Consider the following 17,426-nt stretch of genomic DNA (forward strand, 5'->3'; position numbering starts at 1 on the left):
GCCTACTCGTCCGACGGAATGTTCCGCGCCTGGGCGAAGAAGTGGTCGCGGGCGAGGTTGCCAAAGCGCGTGGTGTTGCTGTCGAACGACAGGCGGACCGTGCCGATCGGTCCGTGACGCTGCTTGGCGATGATCACTTCGGCCAGGCCCTGCAGACGGTCCATGTCTTCCTGCCAGGTGAGGTGCTCGGGCGTGCCCTCACGCGGCTCGGCGCGGCCGACATAGTAGCTTTCGCGATAGACGAACCAGACCATGTCGGCGTCCTGCTCGATCGAGCCGGATTCGCGAAGGTCGGAGAGCTGCGGCCGCTTGTCCTCGCGCTGCTCGACCTGACGCGACAGCTGCGACAGGGCGATGACTGGGCACCCCAGTTCCTTGGCCAGGGCCTTCAGGCCCATGGTGATCTGGCTGACTTCCTGGACGCGGTTGGCGTTGGAGCCCAGATCCGAACCGGTGACCAGCTGCAGGTAATCGACCACCACCAGGTCCAGGCCGACCTGGCGCTTCAGGCGGCGGGCCCGGGCGGTGAGCTTGGCGATCGAGATGCCGCCGGTGGCATCGATATAGAGCGGGGCTTCTTGAAGCTCCATGGCCGCGTCGCGCACGCGTCCAAACTCGCTGGCGTCGATCTCGCCCTTGCGGAGGCGGTCGCCCGAAACGCCCGAGGCGTCGGCCAGCATCCGCAGAGCCAGCTGTTCGGCGCTCATTTCCAGGGAGTAGAAGGCCACGACACCGCCCTGGACGGTCTTTTTGGTGCCGTCGGGCTGGATTTCGTAGGCGTATTTGCGGGCGATGTTGAAGGCGATGTTGGTCGCCAGGGCGGTCTTTCCCATCGATGGACGGCCGGCCAGGACCACGAGGTCGGACGGGTGCAGGCCGCCGATCTTCTGGTCCAGGTCCATCAGTTCGGTCGCGACGCCAGACATGCCGCCGTCACGGCTATAGGCCTCGGCGGTCATCTCGACCGCACCGCGCAGGGCGTCGCCGAAGGTGACAAATCCGGAAGAGGCCGTGCCGCTTTCGGCCAGGGTATAGAGCTGCTGTTCGGCCGCCTCGATCTGGTCGCGGGCCGGCTTGATCTCGTCGCCGCCGCCATGCGCCACCGAGGCGATCTCGCCACCGATGCGGATCAGGTCGCGACGCAGGGCCAGGTCGAACACGGCCCGGGCATAGTCGCCGACATTGGCGGCGGGTGGGGCGCGATCAACCAGATCGGCCAGATAGCGCAGGCCGCCCAGTTCCTCGAACGCTGGATCCTTCTTGAACTCGTCGGCCAGCAGGATGGGCTCGGCCAGTTGACCCTTGCGGATATGGGTCTCGATCGACTGGAACAGCCGCTGGTGGAAGGGCTCGTAGAAGTGTCGGCCATTGAGCGCGTCGGTCAGCCGCTCATAGGCCGCGTTGTCATACAGAAGTACGCCGAGCAGCGCCTGCTCGGCTTCCAGGTTGTGCGGAGCCACCGCGATGGTGATGTCCTGAAAGGGCGGACGCAGATCGAGCGCAGGGACGATAGACATCCCTACAGGTTAACGCGGGCCGCGTTTTCGCGCGCGTGCGGCTTTGTCGCGCCCCTCAGATGGATGGGGATGTTTTGTGTATGTTCCAACGCAGCCTGAACCCGCGAAAAAGGCGCGGGGATTGCTCCCCGCGCCTTGCTCAGACAGGTGTCGGAGGCTTTACCAGGTCAGGCTGATGCGGCTGTAGACAAATCTGCCGTTGAAGCCGAACGGCGAGAAGCTCGACCAGGGATTGCCACCGCTGGTGTTCAGGTTGGGCGGGATCTGGTCGGGATACTGGTCGAACAGATTGTCTGCGCCGACCGAGATCGTCAGGTTGTCGCCCAGGCGCCGGCGGCCTTCCAGATCCACCAGGCCCTGTACGCCGGTCCGCCAGTCACCGCTGCCGTCGGCGGCGGTTCCGGGAGCCAGGACGTCGCCATAGAAGCTGGTCCGCAGGGTGGCTCCCCACTGGTCCTTGTTCCAGTCGCCCTGCAGGGTGACCTTCTGGCGAGGCGTTCCCTTCTCGAAGCGCAGGGTGGCCTGGCGGGCAAACAGCGACACCGGCGTCGGCAGGACACTGGTTGAAGGCGTCCGCTTGACTGAGAGATCGTTGACATTGGCCGCAGCGGTCAGGTCGAAGGTGCCGGCCTGCTCGTCGACGATCCGGTAGCGGGCCACGACATCGAGGCCTACGGTCTTGGTGTCGACACCGTTGGTGAAGAACCGGCCAGCCGAGGCCCCGAAGGGCGAAAGCAGGTCAAACACCACCCGCGCATTGGTCCCGGTTGCCGCAGTTGCGCTGCCCGTGAGGGTTTCAGTCAGGACGATCCGGTTGTCGATGTCGATGCGATAGGCATCAACCGTCAGCTCGAACCGACCCTTGTGATAGACGCCGCCGAGCGAGAAGTTCTTGGACTTCTCGGGTTCGAGAGGCTTGCCACCCAGGGCCTTGCCGATGGTGCTGACCGACGGGAAGGTGCCGGTCTCGAAGGGAACCGCCGTCGTGATCCCGCCCACTGTCTGGTTGATGTAGAGGATCGAGGTGGCGGTGAAATATTGCTGCTGCAGGCTGGGGGCGCGGAAGCCGGTCGAGGCTGCGCCGCGGATCGCAAAGGCGTCGGTAAAGTCGTAGCGGCTCGACAGCTTCCAGCTCGTATTGGTGCCGAAGTCCGAATAGTCCTCATAGCGGATGGCCGCCGAGGCGGTCAGCTTGTCGGTGACCTTGCCTTCTAGGTCCAGATAGACCCCGACGGCATCGCGATCGACATCGACCTCGTTGCTGGGCGTAAAGCCTGTGAAGCCGCGCGAGCCGAACGCCAGGGTGGGTGAGACCGTACCGCGTGCGTAGGAGGCGACCTCGCCGGCATTGATCTGGAAGGTCTCCTTGCGGGCCTCAAGACCAAAGGCAACGTTCAGCGGGCCGGCCAGGCCGACCTCGACCTCGCGGCTGACATCCACGCCCAGGGCCAGTTGATCATAGTTCAGGCCACCGGCCTTGAAGCTGGTCGGCGAGGTGGGGCCGTACGAGGGGTTAAGGGTGTTCTTGACCCCGAAGTCGATGTCGTTGCTGCCATAGACAAGGTTGGCGTCGATCTTGAAGCCATTCCAGTCGCCGCGCAGCCCGCCGGCGGCCGTGACGTCCTCGGTGTTGGTGGTGATCAGCGGCAGATAGCCGTTCGGATAGACGCTGGTGATGTTCTGGGTCGCGTCGGTGGGCAGGCGGTAGGTCGCCGAGGCCTCGGCGTCGCGCTGTTGATAGCCGTACCAGCCATAGGCCTCCCAGCTTTCGCCGATCGGCTTGCCGGCATTGGCATAGAAGGTCACGTCGGTAACTTCGGGATCGCCGAAGCGCGAGGTGATGCGCTGCGGTGTGACGCGGCGGTCGATGTCGCTGCGGTTGGTGAAGTCCCGGTCGCGATATTCGGCCGAGAGGGTCAGGAAGCCGTCGGCACCGAGCTTTAGGCCCTGCCAGCCGGCGACGGTTACGGTCTGACCATCGGTGATGTCGCGCTTTTCGCCGGTCTGCAGGCCGCGGAACTGCGTGACATACTGGCCGGCCGTGACGGTTGCGCCGCCGCCGTGGTCGGCTTCGCGCAGGCGCAGGTTCACGACCCCGGCAATGGCGTCCGAGCCGTACTGGGCGGCCGCGCCGTCACGCAGGACTTCGATGCGGTCCAGAGCCACTGACGGGATGGCGTTGAGATCGACAGCGGCCGAGCCACGTCCGACCGAGCCGTTGACGTTGATCAGCGCACTGGTGTGGCGGCGTGCGCCATTGACGAGGACCAGGGTCTGGTCCGGACCCTGGCCGCGCAGCACGGCGGGGCGGACCGAGTCGGTGCCGTCGGTGTTGGACGGGCGCGGGAAGGTGATCGACGGGACGGTGGCGGACAGTGCCGCAGCCAGTTCGGTCGTGCCGCGCTGCTGCAGCGTCTTGGCGGTGACGACATCGACAGGGGCCAGGGTGTCGAGACGCGAGCGTCCGACGACCCGCGTACCGGTCACGACGACTTCGTCGACGGCGACTGAGTCATTTCCCCCGGCCGGGGCCGGGGTCTGGGCGTGTGCGACGCCCGAGAGGGCGGCCGCCGAAGCCGCCGCGAGCAGAAGAGTTCTGTAGGTCATGGATCTATCCCCTCAGTGAAGACCGGGGGCGATGACCGCTCTTGTCCCGGCCGAGGCTGGCCTGGGCCATCCGCGAGCCTACAGATGGGGGGTGCTGCAGATGCCTACAAGCTAAGCATTTCTGCGGCAAAATGCAGAAAAAAACGGCGCGGATTGCTCCGCGCCGTTTCAATCGTCACAAATCCGATTGGGATCAGGACTCGTAGTGATCGCCTTCGAACGAACCGGCGCCACCGGCGGCCATGTCCGAGGCCGCTTCGGCGTCAGCCGCGCGGTCTTCTTCGAATTGAGCGGCGACGACGTCTTCGCCGCGCGACTGGCGCTCGGCTTCGTCGGCGCTGCGTGCGATGTTGAGCGTGACCGTGACGGTCACTTCAGCATGCAGCTTCACCTTCACTTCGTGAATGCCAAGCGTCTTGATCGGCTTGTCCAGGACGATCATCGAGCGATCGACCTTGCCGCCTTCGGCCTTGATGGCGTCGGCGACGTCGCGACCCGCGACCGAACCGTACAGCTGGCCGCTTTCGCCAGCCTGACGGATCATCACGTATTGCGTACCGTCGAGGGTTTCGCCGTTGGCGCCCGCAGCTTCGCGGTTCTTGACGTTACGGGCTTCGATTTCAGCGCGCTGAACTTCGAAGGACTTCATGTTGGCGGCGTTGGCGCGCAGGGCCTTGTGACGCGGCAGCAGGAAGTTACGGGCGAAGCCGTCCTTCACCGTGACGACGTCGCCAAGGACGCCAGTGCCGTCCACGCGTTCGAGCAGGATAACTTTCATCGTGGGGTCTCCCTTACTTCACGACGTAGGGGAGCAGAGCCAGGAAGCGGGCGCGCTTGATGGCCTTGGCCAGTTCGCGTTGCTTCTTGGCCGACACCGCGGTGATGCGCGACGGCACGATCTTGCCGCGCTCGGAAACGTAGCGCTGCAGGAGCTTGACGTCCTTGTAGTCGATCTTCGGGGCGTTGGCGCCGGAGAACGGGCACACCTTGCGGCGGCGGAAGAACGGACGGCGAGCGCCGCCAGCGGCGGGCGCGCCAGCGCCGGCTTCGGGAGCAGTGGTATCGGTCATGATCTCTCTTCTCCCTTACGCGGCCGCGAATTCGTCGCGCGGACGGTCCGAACGCTCGGGGCGCTCGCTGCGTTCGCGGTCACGACGGGCCAGAACCGGCGACAGTTCCAGGTCCAGCTCTTCCACGCGGATGGTCATGAAGCGCAGAACGTCTTCATTGATCAGCAGCTGGCGCTCGACTTCCTTGACCGCCGGCGCCGGAGCGTCGATGGCGAGCAGGGAATAGTGGCCCTTGCGGTTCTTCTTGATGCGATAGGTGAGGTTGCGCAGGCCCCAATATTCGATCTTGGCGATGTGACCGCCGCCTTCTTCGATCAGGGTTTTGATTTGCTCATTCAGAGCTTCGGCCTGTTGCGGCGAGATATCCTGCCGCGCGATGACCACGTGTTCGTAGAACGCCATGTTTTCCTTCTTCCGGCTTGGACAGCGGCGCGGCCGACGGCGGAAGTCCGACGACCACGATGGTTCCAGAGCGCCGAGCGGGAAATCCCGTACCCGTGAGGGCTGCGCTAAAGACCGCCATCCGTGAGAACGCGCGCTATTACAGGAGACCTCTTTGAAAAACAAGGATGCTTTGCGGTGGCCCTTGGGTGTCGTGCGTCCTTGGGCCCGGGCCCGGCAGGCGAGGCCCCGCGCGACAGACTGATGTCCGACCTGATGGAAAATCATCGTCGGCCATGCGACGGTTTCGTCCGAGGACGAACTTCTGGCCGTAGTCGAGTTCTATGAAAGTCCGGTCGGCCAGGCCGTAATGCTCAAGATGCCGCTGCATGGTCCGGCTTCACCCAGGATAGCCACCAAGGAATTGCCCAGGATCCAGGCGGAAATTCGCAAGCGATTCGAAACGAAGATCGAAGGCATGGCCGCGTCGGAAAAGTAGCCTTGCCGAAGCGAGCTTGAGCTTGCCGGAAGGGAAGTCTGTGCTAGGACAGAAATCATGTGGACTAGCGCTGTCATACGCGCCGGCGCGGTTTTGGGTGTTCTCGCGATCTCGGCGGGGGCCGCAGCCGCCCAGGCGATCCAGAAGCCGGACCTTTGGGTGTCGGCCAATGACGGCCGCTTTGCCGGCTATTCGGCGGCCTTGCCGCTGGACCTGTCCAGCGACACCGAGTCTGCCAAGCTGACCGCCAAGGTCGAAGGCAACCTCGAAAACCCGACCTACGACCTGGATCTCAACCTCATCCAGAAGCCTGACGCTGAGCGGATCGGCAAGCGGTCGGTGGCGCTGGGCGCATCGTGGAACGACCGCGAGGCCCGGTTTCGCTCATCAATGTCCAAGGCCTTCGGCTTTGGCCTGTTGCCACGCGCCAACTTTGTCAGCGTCTCGATGGACATGAACGCCAGCCAGGTCATCGCCGTGCCGGGTCAGATCCCGGTGGCGCGAGCCAATGTTCGCTCGGCCCTGACCCTGGACGGCAAGCCCATTGGCTCGATCGCTGTGGGCGGTGGCTCGATGGGCGACGAGGGTGTTGATCTGAGCCTGACGCGGCCCTTCGATATTCCGGCTGAGTTCACCGTCAGCGTACGCGCTGCCGCTACCCATGAAGAGTGGCGGGTTCAGGACAGCCGCTTCATGGTCAAACTGGTGAAGGCGAACTGGTAGCCAGCCGCTTGCGCGCCGTTACGGCGGCAAATTTCGCCAGGTAGTCCGGGTGCTCTGTGCCCATCCAGCGATCCCACCAGGTAAAATAGAGCCCATAGTTATAGCCCGCCTGCGCATGGTGCAGGTCATGGTGCGTTACCGTGGTCAGCCAGGGCAGCAGCGGGCGGCCATCCCGGCGCGCGGGGAACAGCTCATAGCCGCTGTGGCCCAGCGTGTTGCGGGCGATCTGGTGCAGCATGAACAGCCCGGCCACCGGCCATTGGGTCGGAACGATCAGCATCCACAGCGGCACGAACAGCGCGTTGATCGCCGCCTCGCCCAGGTCGAAGCTATACGCGGTGAAAGGCGAGGGGTTGTTGGACCGGTGGTGGCGTCGGTGAAAGCGCCGGAAAAGCCGCCGGTCGTGGATCAGCCGGTGGGTCCAGTAGAACCATGCGTCATGGCCGATGATCATCAGGATCAGGCTCGTCCAGAACCAGACAGGACCCCAGCCTTGCGCGATGTAGGGACCCGGCATCCACCCAGCGCGAAACAGGGCGAAGGTCAGCAGGCCCACGGTCGAGAAGATCATGATCGAACGGATCGAGCAGGCGAATTCGATCAGCATCTGCAGGGCAGGCGGGCGCTCGGCGCGGATCTTGCGAGTAACCAGCACAGGGGCAAGGATCACCCACAGGAGCAGCCAGACGCCAACCGCGAACATGACATATCGCGTGACATCGACCTGGGTGGCGACCAGCCAGTTGAGCAGGAAGGGTTTGATGGCCTGGACGTTCATGGAGCGCTCCTCGGTGTGAACGAGGCGTTCTCGCCGCACTTCCGCGGGGCGGTCGCGCCGAAACCCGAAATCAGGCCGACTTGTTTGAATTCGACGCCGCTTGACCAGTTTCGACCAGCCTTAGCCCGGGCGATGGGCCTGAGCAGTTTTCCTGGCGCCAGGCGGTCGGCGTTACGCCGGTTTCGGTCCGGAAGGCGCGGTTGAACGGACCCAACGAGGCGAAGCCCAGCTCATAGGCGATGGCCGACACCGGCTTGAGCGCCTGTTCGGGATCAGCGAGAGCTTGCCTGGCGGCCTCGATCCGCCGCCGATTGATGTAGTCTGCGAAGTTGCGGTGGCCGAGCACGCCGTTGATCAACCTGCGCAGGCGGTGTTCCGGCGCACCGACCAGGGCGGCCAGGGCGCCGATGGACAGGTCCTCGCCGCGCCAGACCTGAGTTTCGTCCATGGCCTTTTGCAGACGGGCCAGGACCAAACGGTCGGCCGGACCAAGCTCCATGGGCGAGGGCGCTGGCGCCGGCCCGGCCAAGGCTTCTGTCTGCGCCTCGACCAGTTGGGGTTCGGCGCGCAGGAGCGCCAGGGTCGTGCCCAGCGCCAGGATTGCCAGGGCGCTGGCCTGGACCAGAGCCATGGTTCCTGCGGGAAGGAAGGGCAGCAAGCCCATGTCCTTGGCGGCGACCACCAGGACATAGCCGCAAGCGGCGGCCGCCAGCAGGGGACGCAGCCGCCGGCGCTGGGCCACTAGATCGCCGCGCCATCCGCGCCAGGCCACCAGCAAAAGGTGGCCGACCAGCAGGATCTGACAAGCGACATAGCCGCCCCAGATTGCCTCGCACCAGGCGCGGGGCGCGACTTGGGCGGCCAGCCAGAACATCAGGGCACCGGCCGGCGCAGCCCATCGCCAGGCTGGGGGGCGAGGCGCATCTTCGAGAAGGTCGAGGGCGAACATCCAGAACAGGCCGGTTCCGGCGACCGACGCCGCCCATATCGGATCGAACCTCTGGAGCTCGGGCCGCCAGCCGGTGATCACATGGGCGATAGCGCAGACAAAGAAGGCCGCGCCCAGCCAGCGGGTCGGGCTTGGGCGCGGCGTTGCCGCCAGGGCCAGGCCAGCGGCCGCGAAACCGCCAATGGCGATCCCGCGAACCGAGGCCTCAAGGTGAGAAGGATCAATCATGACCCATGGTTCTCACAAGCCGCGCGTCCATCAAGGCGCAAGGCTGGCCGATTTCGAAATTGGCTCGTCGAACCTATTTGGCCGCCTTGTAGGCCTTTACGGCCTCCATCGTCTTGGTGACGTGGCCAACGAAGTTTCCGTCGGTATAGGCCATCAGGATCTTGCCGTCGGGCGCGATCACATACGAGGTCCGGTTGGACCAGCCGCCCGGCATGGGCAAGGCTACGTCATAGGCCTTGACCAGTCCGGCCGGTGCAGCAGCGACGGCGAACTTGTCGCGGCAGTGCTCCTTGGAGAAGGCCTTGATCTTGTCGACATTGCCGGCCGTCACACCGATCACGGTGGCCCCGAGCTTTTCAAAGTCCGGCGTGGCTTCGGCGAATTCGTGCGCCTCGGCAGTGCAGCCGGCGGTGTAGGCGGCCGGGAAGAAGTAGAGCACCACCGGCCCCTTCTTCAGCGCCTTGGACAGGGTGAAGCTGTAGTCATTGCCGGCCAGGGCTGCGGGCGCGGTGAAGTCGGGAGCCTTGTCGCCCGGCTTGAGAGCGGCCAGGGCGGGTGTGGCGGCGAGCACGGCGAGGGCCGCGAGGCCGGCGGTCAGGCGGTTCATGTTAGGCTCCTGGGGGTTCTTTCGCCCAGCTACGGGCCAGAGGGTAATTTGGACGCCCGCTCCAGGAAAGCAAGCGACGGCCGCCGCCTGAGTGTAAGGCCAGCGCTCCACCTTGCCGCCCGGCGACCTTTGGCCTAACCCTCCGCGTCCAAGAACGACGTGAATCTCCAGCAACGGAGCGGGCTTCCATGAGCATCGCCTTCATCTTCCCCGGTCAGGGCAGTCAGTCTGTCGGCATGGGTGCCGACCTCGCCCGGGCGTTTGCCGCCGCACGCGAAGTGTTCCAGGAGGTCGACGACGCCCTGGGGCAGAAGCTGTTTTCGCTGATGAACGAAGGTCCCGAGAGTGACCTGACCCTGACCGAAAACGCCCAGCCGGCCCTGATGGCCGTCAGCCTGGCGGTCACGCGCGTGCTGGAAAAGGAATTCGGGATCGGCATCGACCGCGCCGCATTTGTCGCGGGCCACAGCCTCGGCGAATACTCGGCACTGGCCGCCGCCGGCGCCATCACCCTGGCCGACACCGCTCGGCTGCTGAAGCTGCGCGGCCAGGCCATGCAGCGCGCCGTGCCGGTGGGCGAGGGCGCGATGGCCTCGCTGATTGGACCCAAGACCGACCTAGCCTTGGCCGAAGCCGCCGCTGCGGCGGGCTCGGAAGTTGGCGTCTGCGTCGTGGCCAACGACAACAACAACGGCAACGTCGTGATCTCCGGCGACAAGGCCGCCGTCGACAAGGCCATCGAGAAGGCCAAGGAACTGGGCGCGCGCGCCATTCCGCTGAACGTCTCGGCACCCTTCCACTGTCCGCTGATGCAACCGGCGGCCGACGAGATGGCCGAGGCCCTTGCCAACACCACCATCATCTCGCCGCGCGCGCCGCTGGTGGCCAACATCACTGCTGGTCCGGTGCATGATCCGGACGTTATTCGCGGCCTGCTGGTTGAGCAGGTCACGGGGCGGGTGCGCTGGCGCGAAAGCATGATCTGGCTGGCGGGCGAGGGCGGTGTCACCCGTTTCGCCGAGGCGGGCGCCGGCAAGGTGCTGTCCGGCATGGCCAAGCGGATCGCTCCGGACTCCGAAGCTGTTCCCCTGAACAGCCCAGCCGATCTGGAAGCGTTCGCGGCCAGCCTTTGATGCCAATCCCGGCACTATCGCGAGGGATGTTCGACATGAACGGCTGGGGCCTGGCGATCGAATTCCTCGATCCGCCGGACACTGGCATCGTGATCAAGCTGGCGAAGGACGCCCTAGAAGGCGAGGATTTCTTTGGCGCAGGCCACTACGTGGAGGTCGGCGACCAAAAGTTCGGACGGTATGACGGGATCATCAATGTCGCCGTTTCGGCCGACCGCCTAGCGTGCGATTTCGATTTGGGATTCGAGGTTCCCCCATGGGGTTCGAAAATCCAACTGACCTTCGATGAGCCTCTGTCAGACTTCGATGTTAGCTATCTGAAGCAGATTAAGAACGAGAAAGACCGCTAGAATGTTCGATCTCACCGGCAAGACCGCCCTCGTCACCGGCGCCACGGGCGGCATCGGCGGGGCCATCGCCAAGGCCCTGCACGAGCAAGGCGCCCACGTCGTGCTCTCGGGCACCCGCGAATCGGCTCTGTCGGAGCTGGCCGCCCAGTTCGGCGAGCGCGTCTCGTTCGTCGCGGCGAATCTGTCGGACGCCGCCGCCGTGGACGGCCTCGTGGCCAAGGCCGAGGAAGCCGCCGGCGCGCCGCTGGATATCGTGATCGCCAACGCCGGAATCACCCGCGACGGACTGATCGTGCGAATGAAGGATGAGGACTGGGACACCGTGATCAAGGTGAACCTGGAGGGCTATTTCCGCCTGGCCCGTGCGGCCGCCAAGGGCATGATGAAGCGCCGGTCGGGCCGCATCATCGGCATCACCTCGGTGGTGGGCGTCAGCGGCAATGCCGGCCAGACCAACTATGCGGCTTCAAAGGCCGGAATGATCGGCTTTTCCAAGGCCTTGGCCCAGGAACTGGCCAGCCGCAACGTGACTGTGAACTGCGTCGCGCCCGGCTTCATCGCCAGCCCCATGACCGACGCCCTCACCGACGCCCAGAAGGCCGGCATCCTGTCGGGCATACCTGCCGGACGGCTTGGCGAAGGAAGCGACATTGCCGCTGCCTGCGTCTACCTGGCCAGCGACCAGGGCGCCTATGTGACCGGTCAGACCTTGCACGTGAATGGCGGTATGGCCATGATCTAGCCCCGCCATGTTTCTTGATGGGGGACCCGCTGGTCACCCGAAAAGGAACGTGATAGGCGGAGGCCGACAATTCCCGTGAATGGCGCGGCTTCGGCCAAACCGTTGGCGGACAACAGATTCAAAACTGAGGGACTAACAGAATGTCCGACATTCTCGAGCGCGTGCGTAAGATCGTCATCGAGCACCTGGATGCCGATCCCGAGAAGGTCACCGAGAAGGCCAGCTTCATCGATGACCTGGGCGCCGACAGCCTCGACAACGTCGAGCTGGTGATGGCGTTCGAAGAAGAGTTCGACATCGAAATTCCCGACGACGCCGCTGAGCACATTCAGACGGTTGGCGACGCCGTGAAGTTCATCACGGAAAAGACCGGCGCCTAAGGGCTCCGGGTTCGCTGTCTGACGCGAACAGGACTATCACCGCCGCGCCGCACGAGCTCTTGCTATCGTGCGCGCGGCGGTTTTCGTATGTGGCCAGGATTCGCGCCGCGCGGACCGACGGGCTCGCCCGTCCTGTCCAGCGGCGGGCGAGAAGGTTGGGAGTGATCCATGCGTAGAGTTGTCGTCACCGGGCTGGGTCTGCTGACCCCACTGGGCCATGGCGTGGAAGTGTCATGGAAGAACATCCTGGCCGGAAAGTCGGGTGCGAACCGCATCTCGGCCTTCGACCCGACAGACTATGCCTGCAAGGTGGCTTGCGAAGTGCCGCGCGTCGATGGGCGCGGCGGCGGCGGCCCCGATGTCGAGGGCGCGTTCAATCCCGACCTGACCATGAGCCCGCGCGACCAGAAGCGCGTGGACGACTTCATCCTCTATGGCATTGCTGCCGCCGACGAAGCCGTGAAGGATTCGGGCTGGGTCCCGGAAACCGAGGAAGACAAGTACCGCACCGGCGTGATCATGGGCTCGGGCATCGGCGGACTGTCCACCATCGCCGACACGGCCCTTGAGCTCGAGGCTCGCGGCCCGCGCAAGGTCAGCCCGTTCTTCATCTCTTCAGCGCTGATCAACCTGATCTCTGGCCAGGTTTCGATCCGCTACGGCTTCAAGGGGCCCAACCATTCGGTGGTCACCGCCTGCGCTACCGGTGCCCACGCCATCGGCGACGCGGCCCGCATGATCAAGTATGGCGACGCCGACGTGATGGTGGCCGGCGGGGCCGAGGCAGCGGTCTGCAAGGTCGGCATCGCCGGCTTCATCGCCTGCCGCGCCGTCTCGACCGACTGGAACGACAGCCCTGAAAAGGCTTCGCGCCCCTATGACAAGGACCGCGACGGTTTCGTGATGGGCGAGGGCGCCGGTGCCCTGGTTCTGGAAGAATACGAGCACGCCAAGGCGCGCGGTGCCAAGATCTATGCCGAGGTGGTCGGCTATGGCCTGTCGGGCGACGCCTATCACATCACCGCGCCTTCCGAAGACGGTGACGGCGGGTTCCGCGCCCTTTCATCGGCCGTGAAGGACGCAGGCCTGCAGCCGTCCGACATCGACTACGTCAACGCCCACGGCACCTCGACCATGGCCGACGGCATTGAAGCGCGGGCCGTCGAGCGCTTCCTGGGTGACCACGCGAAGAACGTGGTGATGTCCTCGACCAAGTCGATGACGGGCCATCTGCTGGGCGCGGCGGGTGCGATTGAGGGGATCTTCTCGATCCTGGCCATCCGCGACCAGATCGCGCCGCCGACCATCAATCTCGACAACCCGGACGTCGAGGTGGCCATGAACCTGGCTCCGAACAAGGCGGTGCCGATGAAGATCGACGTGGCCGTGTCCAACAGCTTTGGCTTTGGCGGCACCAACGCCTCCGTCGTGTTCCGTAAAGTCTCGTGAGCCGCAAGGCCGCTCCCCCGCGCAAGCCGCCGACCCGCAAGCGGGAGTCGGCCTCTTTCGGTCGGCGACTGGTCGCCATGATCCTGGCCGGCGGCGCGACGCTGGTCGTTGTGGGTCTGGTCCTGATCGTCGGGGCCGTCTGGCTCTATCAGGGGCCAGGTCCAGTAGCGAAGGCGGGCGACAGCACCTCGGTTGTGCTGCGCAAGGGGGCCGGCCTGCCGGAGATCGCCTCCAGCCTTGAGCGTGGCGGCGTGATCCGCTCTTCGTCGATCTTCATGACCGCAGCCCAGGCCACCGGGGCGGCGCGGTCGCTGAAGGCCGGCGAATATGCGTTCAAGAGCCGGGCCTCGATGGCCCAAGTTTTTGAGGCCATTCGTCGGGGCAGGATCGTTCGGCATCAGGTGACCATCCCCGAGGGGGTGACCTCAGACATGGCGGTCGAGATCCTGATGCGCTCGCCGGTCCTGACCGGCGTGGCCCCGACCCCGCCTGAAGGTGCCATCCTGCCCGAGACCTATCAGGTCGAACGCGGCGAGGACCGCTCGGCGGTCCTGCAACGCATGATGGACGACCGCGATCAGCTGCTGGATCAGCTGTGGGCGGGACGCCAGCAGGGACTGCCGTTCTCGACCAAGGAAGAGGCCGTCACCCTGGCCTCCATCGTCGAGAAGGAAACCGGCATCGCCTCGGAGCGTCCGCGGGTGGCCGCGGTCTTCGTCAACCGCCTGCGCACCGGCATGCGGCTGGGCAGCGACCCGACCATCATCTACGGCCTGACGCGTGGACGGCCGCTTGGACGCGGCATCCTGCTGTCGGAACTGCAGCGCCAGACGCCCTACAACACCTATTTCATCAACGGCCTGCCGCCGACGCCCATCGCCAATCCGGGTCGTGAAGCCCTGGCGGCGGTGTTGAATCCGCCGAGCAGCGACGAGCTCTATTTCGTGGCCGACGGCACGGGCGGTCACGTCTTCGCCCGGACCTATGCCGAGCATGAGGCCAATGTGGCGCGCTGGCGCCAGGTTGAGCGGTCGCGGGCGGCCAAGTCCGCCAAGACCGGAGGCTGAGATGGCGCTGTCGGGCATGACCGGCTTCGCCCGTGTCGAGGGCGTGCTGGGGGCCTGGTCTTGGGCGGTGGAAGCGCGCAGCGTCAACGGCCGCAACCTCGACACCCGCTTTCGTGGACCGCCCGGATTTGAAGCGCTGGATCGCGTCGCCCGGGACGGGGCCCAGGCCCGTTTCCAGCGGGGTCAACTGACGGTCAATGTCCAGGCCAAGCGCAGCGAGGCCGCCGGCCAGACCCAGGTCAGCGTCGAGACCCTGGAGCGCTATCTGAAGGCCGGCGCGCCCTATGTGGCCACAGGCATGGTCGCCAAGCCCTCGCTCGACGGGCTGCTGGCCCTGAAGGGCGTGATTGAGGCCCGCGAGGAAGACGACGATACCGAAACCCGCGCCGGCGTCGAAGCCGCCATGGCGGCCTCGATTGCCCAGGCGCTGGACGGGCTGAAGGCCGCAAGGCTGGAGGAGGGCGCGGCCCTGTCACCGGTCCTGCAGGCGCAGATCGACACCGTCGAGCGCCTGACCCGCGAAGCCGGCGTCGAGGCTGCCGGCCAGCCCGCCGTGCTAAAGGACCGCTTCGCCCGCCGCATGGCCGAACTGCTGGGCGAAGCCGCCTCCGAAGAGCGGATCGTTCAGGAAGCCGCCGCCCAGGCCATCAAGGCCGATGTGCGCGAGGAGCTGGACCGCCTGGCCGGTCACGTGACCGCCGCCCGCACCCTGCTGGCCGCCGATGCGGCCGCCGGCCGCCGCCTGGACTTCCTGTCTCAGGAGTTCATGCGCGAATCCAACACACTCTGCTCGAAATCGGCGCTCAGCAGCCTGACCGCGATCGGTCTGGACCTGAAGGCCGTGATTGAGCAGTTCCGCGAACAGGTTCAGAACGTTGAATAAGTCTCACCACAGAAACCGTGGCCTGCTGCTGATGGTCGTTGCGCCGTCCGGGGTCGGCAAGACCTCCCTGACCCGCCGCCTCGTGGCCGACCATGGCGACCTGCACCTGTCGATCAGCGCCACCACGCGCGCCCCACGCCCGGGCGAGCATGACGGCCGCGACTATCACTTCGTCACGCGAGACGCATTTCAGGAGATGATCGAGGCCGACGCCTTCCTGGAATGGGCCGAGGTCTATGGCAATTTCTATGGCAGCCCCAAGCCGCCGATCATGGCGGCTCTGGAGCGCGGCGAGAGCGCCCTGTTCGATATCGACTTCCAGGGAGCCATGAAGGTTCACAAACAGGCCGGCCCCGACAGCGTGCTGGTCTATATCCTGCCGCCGTCGCTGGCCGAGATGAGCCGTCGCCTGCACGCCCGCAGCCAGGACAGCGAAGAGGTCATCCATCGCCGCCTGTCGCGCGCCAAGGATGAGGTCGCCGCCTGGGAGCAGTTCGACTACGTCATTCTCAATGACGACTTCGACAAGGCCTATGCGGACCTAGCCCACATCTACCACGCTGAACGCCAGAAACGTTCGCGCAACCCGTGGATCGGCGATCTGGTGCAGGACCTGCTCAAGGAAGAGATTTAGACGTCCGCTTGACGAACAACGCCAATGCTCGGATTTTACGGCCATGGCCGATGGTGTGATCACTCTGACCCTGGATCATGCCTTGAGCGAGAAGCTCGAGCGCCGTGCCGCAGCTGCGGGCCTGAGCCAGCAAGAATTCGCTCAGCAAGCCTTCGAGCGGTCGCTATTCGACTATGACGACTACACCTGGATCGGGGACGATCCACGCGATCGGCTGAGCGACGCGCCAAAGGGAGAAGCGCCTGAAGGACGCCCGTGGGAAGAGGTCAAGCGCGATCTTAGAGCGCAACTTGAGGCGCGCCTCGCCACCAAGGCATGAAACTGATCATCGAGAGACGCGCAGAGCGCGATCTCAGCGATTTGGTCAATTGGCTCGTGGAGTGGTCGCCGTCAGCGGCTGAGCGCGCTTTGGAGCTGTTCTTTTCGCGGGTCGACAGACTGGTCGATTTTCCCGCCTGCGCGCCTGAAGTCGAAAACGGCAAGCGCGAACTGTTCGTCGACTTCGGCCGCGACGGCTTCGTCGTGCGTTACCGCATTTATCAGGAGACGATCTTCGTCGAACGTGTCTTTCACGGTCTGCAGGACCGCCGCTGATCACCCCGCCAAGGTCGCCCGCGCCAACGCCAGGAAGCCTTCGATGGGCACGTTCTCGGCGCGGATATCTGGGCTGATGCCCGCCTTCTCGCAAAGTTCGCCGCCGCCCATGGCTTTGAGGCTGGAGCGCAGCATCTTGCGGCGCTGGCCGAAGGCGGCGGCGGTGACGCGTTCCAGGGCTGAAAGCTCTTCGGTCGGCGGGATCACGGCGCGGGGGATCAGGCGAACGACGGCCGAATTGACCTTGGGCGGGGGTGTGAAGGCGCGAGCCGGCAAGTCCATGATCACCTTGGCCTCGCACACCGTCTGGGAAATCACGGCCAGGCGGCCGTAGGCGTCATCGTTGACGCCGGCGGCGATACGCTCGGCCACTTCCTTCTGGAACATCAGGGTCATCGACAGGGGCCGGAACGGGCCCGTCAGCCAGTTGATCAGCAACTGGGTGCCGACGTTGTAGGGGAGGTTGGCGACCACATGGGCCGGGACGCCGCCGACGGCCTTGGCGGCGTCGACCTTCAGGGCGTCGCCCTGCACAATCTCCAGCCGCTGGTCGGCGGCCTCGGACAGTTCTGCCAGGATCGGCATGAACCGGGTGTCCATCTCGATGGCCACGACGCGGGCGCCGGTCTCCAGGAGGGCGCGGGTCAGTCCGCCGGGCCCGGGGCCGACCTCGACCACCACGTCATCCGGGCCGATTCCGGCCAGTCGCGCGATCTTGCGGGTGATGTTGAGGTCGAGCAGGAAATGCTGACCGAAGCTTTTGCGGGCCAGCAGATCGTGACGCTCCAGGGCGTCGCGCAGCGGCGGCATATCGGCCAGGCTCATGGTCTTCAGG

Annotated in this window: 21 protein-coding genes; 12 read left to right on the plus strand and 9 right to left on the minus strand. The window is 65.3% G+C overall.

Features of this window, described 5'->3' with window-relative positions:
- Positions 1 to 2 precede the first annotated feature (2 nt).
- The 5 genes from ACW179_RS14865 to rpsF form a co-directional block, all read right to left on the minus strand.
- A complete protein-coding gene (locus ACW179_RS14865) occupies positions 3 to 1,517 on the minus strand; it encodes a replicative DNA helicase (protein WP_492060249.1) in 1,515 nt (504 codons plus the stop codon).
- A gap of 159 nt (positions 1,518 to 1,676) precedes the next feature.
- Positions 1,677 to 4,124 (minus strand): TonB-dependent receptor plug domain-containing protein, encoded by a 2,448-nt coding sequence (locus tag ACW179_RS14870; RefSeq protein ID WP_492060250.1) that lies wholly within the window; start codon positions 4,122 to 4,124, stop codon positions 1,677 to 1,679.
- Between the two features lie 193 nt (positions 4,125 to 4,317).
- Positions 4,318 to 4,902 (minus strand): 50S ribosomal protein L9, encoded by a 585-nt coding sequence (gene rplI, locus ACW179_RS14875; RefSeq protein WP_492060251.1) that lies wholly within the window; start codon positions 4,900 to 4,902, stop codon positions 4,318 to 4,320.
- Positions 4,903 to 4,915: 13 nt separating this feature from the next.
- A complete protein-coding gene (rpsR, locus tag ACW179_RS14880; RefSeq protein ID WP_419255182.1) occupies positions 4,916 to 5,194 on the minus strand; it encodes a 30S ribosomal protein S18 in 279 nt (92 codons plus the stop codon).
- 15 nt (positions 5,195 to 5,209) lie between these two features.
- Positions 5,210 to 5,596: a 30S ribosomal protein S6 gene (gene rpsF, locus ACW179_RS14885; RefSeq protein ID WP_492060252.1), complete on the minus strand. Its 387-nt coding sequence runs from the start codon at positions 5,594 to 5,596 to the stop codon at positions 5,210 to 5,212.
- A gap of 265 nt (positions 5,597 to 5,861) precedes the next feature.
- Here rpsF and ACW179_RS14890 point away from each other — a divergent pair, with 265 nt between their 5' ends.
- Positions 5,862 to 6,074, plus strand: a complete 213-nt coding sequence (locus ACW179_RS14890) for a DUF2059 domain-containing protein (protein WP_492064326.1) — start codon at positions 5,862 to 5,864, stop codon at positions 6,072 to 6,074.
- Positions 6,075 to 6,131: 57 nt separating this feature from the next.
- Positions 6,132 to 6,797: a hypothetical protein gene (locus ACW179_RS14895; protein ID WP_492060253.1), complete on the plus strand. Its 666-nt coding sequence runs from the start codon at positions 6,132 to 6,134 to the stop codon at positions 6,795 to 6,797.
- Here the strand turns inward: ACW179_RS14895 and ACW179_RS14900 are convergent.
- The 3 genes from ACW179_RS14900 to ACW179_RS14910 all read right to left on the minus strand — a co-directional run bounded on the left by ACW179_RS14900 (position 6,772) and on the right by ACW179_RS14910 (position 9,359).
- Entirely contained in the window at positions 6,772 to 7,575 is an 804-nt protein-coding gene (locus ACW179_RS14900; RefSeq protein ID WP_492060254.1) for a sterol desaturase family protein, read from the minus strand. The genes ACW179_RS14895 and ACW179_RS14900 overlap by 26 nt on opposite strands.
- Before the next feature lie 70 nt (positions 7,576 to 7,645).
- Entirely contained in the window at positions 7,646 to 8,752 is a 1,107-nt protein-coding gene (locus tag ACW179_RS14905) for a helix-turn-helix domain-containing protein (protein ID WP_492060255.1), read from the minus strand.
- Between the two features lie 73 nt (positions 8,753 to 8,825).
- A complete protein-coding gene (locus tag ACW179_RS14910) occupies positions 8,826 to 9,359 on the minus strand; it encodes a peroxiredoxin (RefSeq protein ID WP_492060256.1) in 534 nt (177 codons plus the stop codon).
- Positions 9,360 to 9,547: 188 nt separating this feature from the next.
- Here ACW179_RS14910 and fabD point away from each other — a divergent pair, with 188 nt between their 5' ends.
- The 10 genes from fabD to ACW179_RS14960 all read left to right on the plus strand — a co-directional run bounded on the left by fabD (position 9,548) and on the right by ACW179_RS14960 (position 16,591).
- A complete protein-coding gene (gene fabD / locus ACW179_RS14915) occupies positions 9,548 to 10,492 on the plus strand; it encodes an ACP S-malonyltransferase (RefSeq protein WP_492060257.1) in 945 nt (314 codons plus the stop codon).
- A 35-nt stretch (positions 10,493 to 10,527) separates the two neighbouring features.
- On the plus strand, positions 10,528 to 10,842 hold the full coding sequence (locus ACW179_RS14920) for a hypothetical protein (protein ID WP_492060258.1): 315 nt from the start codon (positions 10,528 to 10,530) through the stop codon (positions 10,840 to 10,842).
- Between the two features lies 1 nt (position 10,843).
- Entirely contained in the window at positions 10,844 to 11,584 is a 741-nt protein-coding gene (gene fabG, locus ACW179_RS14925; RefSeq protein ID WP_492060259.1) for a 3-oxoacyl-[acyl-carrier-protein] reductase, read from the plus strand.
- 140 nt (positions 11,585 to 11,724) lie between these two features.
- Entirely contained in the window at positions 11,725 to 11,964 is a 240-nt protein-coding gene (locus ACW179_RS14930) for an acyl carrier protein (RefSeq protein ID WP_007672577.1), read from the plus strand.
- 168 nt (positions 11,965 to 12,132) lie between these two features.
- Positions 12,133 to 13,413 (plus strand): beta-ketoacyl-ACP synthase II, encoded by a 1,281-nt coding sequence (gene fabF, locus ACW179_RS14935; protein ID WP_492060260.1) that lies wholly within the window; start codon positions 12,133 to 12,135, stop codon positions 13,411 to 13,413.
- Positions 13,410 to 14,480: an endolytic transglycosylase MltG gene (gene mltG / locus ACW179_RS14940; RefSeq protein ID WP_492060261.1), complete on the plus strand. Its 1,071-nt coding sequence runs from the start codon at positions 13,410 to 13,412 to the stop codon at positions 14,478 to 14,480. The genes fabF and mltG overlap by 4 nt, the downstream gene beginning before the upstream one ends.
- Before the next feature lies 1 nt (position 14,481).
- Positions 14,482 to 15,363 (plus strand): YicC/YloC family endoribonuclease, encoded by an 882-nt coding sequence (locus ACW179_RS14945; RefSeq protein WP_492060262.1) that lies wholly within the window; start codon positions 14,482 to 14,484, stop codon positions 15,361 to 15,363.
- Positions 15,356 to 15,997, plus strand: coding sequence for a guanylate kinase (gene gmk, locus ACW179_RS14950; RefSeq protein WP_492060263.1), 642 nt, complete (start codon positions 15,356 to 15,358; stop codon positions 15,995 to 15,997). The genes ACW179_RS14945 and gmk overlap by 8 nt, the downstream gene beginning before the upstream one ends.
- A 43-nt stretch (positions 15,998 to 16,040) precedes the next feature.
- Positions 16,041 to 16,316 (plus strand): hypothetical protein, encoded by a 276-nt coding sequence (locus tag ACW179_RS14955; protein WP_492060264.1) that lies wholly within the window; start codon positions 16,041 to 16,043, stop codon positions 16,314 to 16,316.
- Positions 16,313 to 16,591, plus strand: a complete 279-nt coding sequence (locus tag ACW179_RS14960) for a type II toxin-antitoxin system RelE/ParE family toxin (RefSeq protein WP_492060265.1) — start codon at positions 16,313 to 16,315, stop codon at positions 16,589 to 16,591. Before ACW179_RS14955 ends, ACW179_RS14960 begins: the two co-directional genes overlap by 4 nt.
- Here the strand turns inward: ACW179_RS14960 and rsmA are convergent, their stop codons facing one another.
- Positions 16,592 to 17,416, minus strand: a complete 825-nt coding sequence (gene rsmA / locus ACW179_RS14965) for a 16S rRNA (adenine(1518)-N(6)/adenine(1519)-N(6))-dimethyltransferase RsmA (protein WP_492060266.1) — start codon at positions 17,414 to 17,416, stop codon at positions 16,592 to 16,594.
- Between the last annotated feature and the right edge of the window lie 10 nt (positions 17,417 to 17,426).

It is taken from the genome of Caulobacter sp. AVps18, from assembly GCF_058681425.1.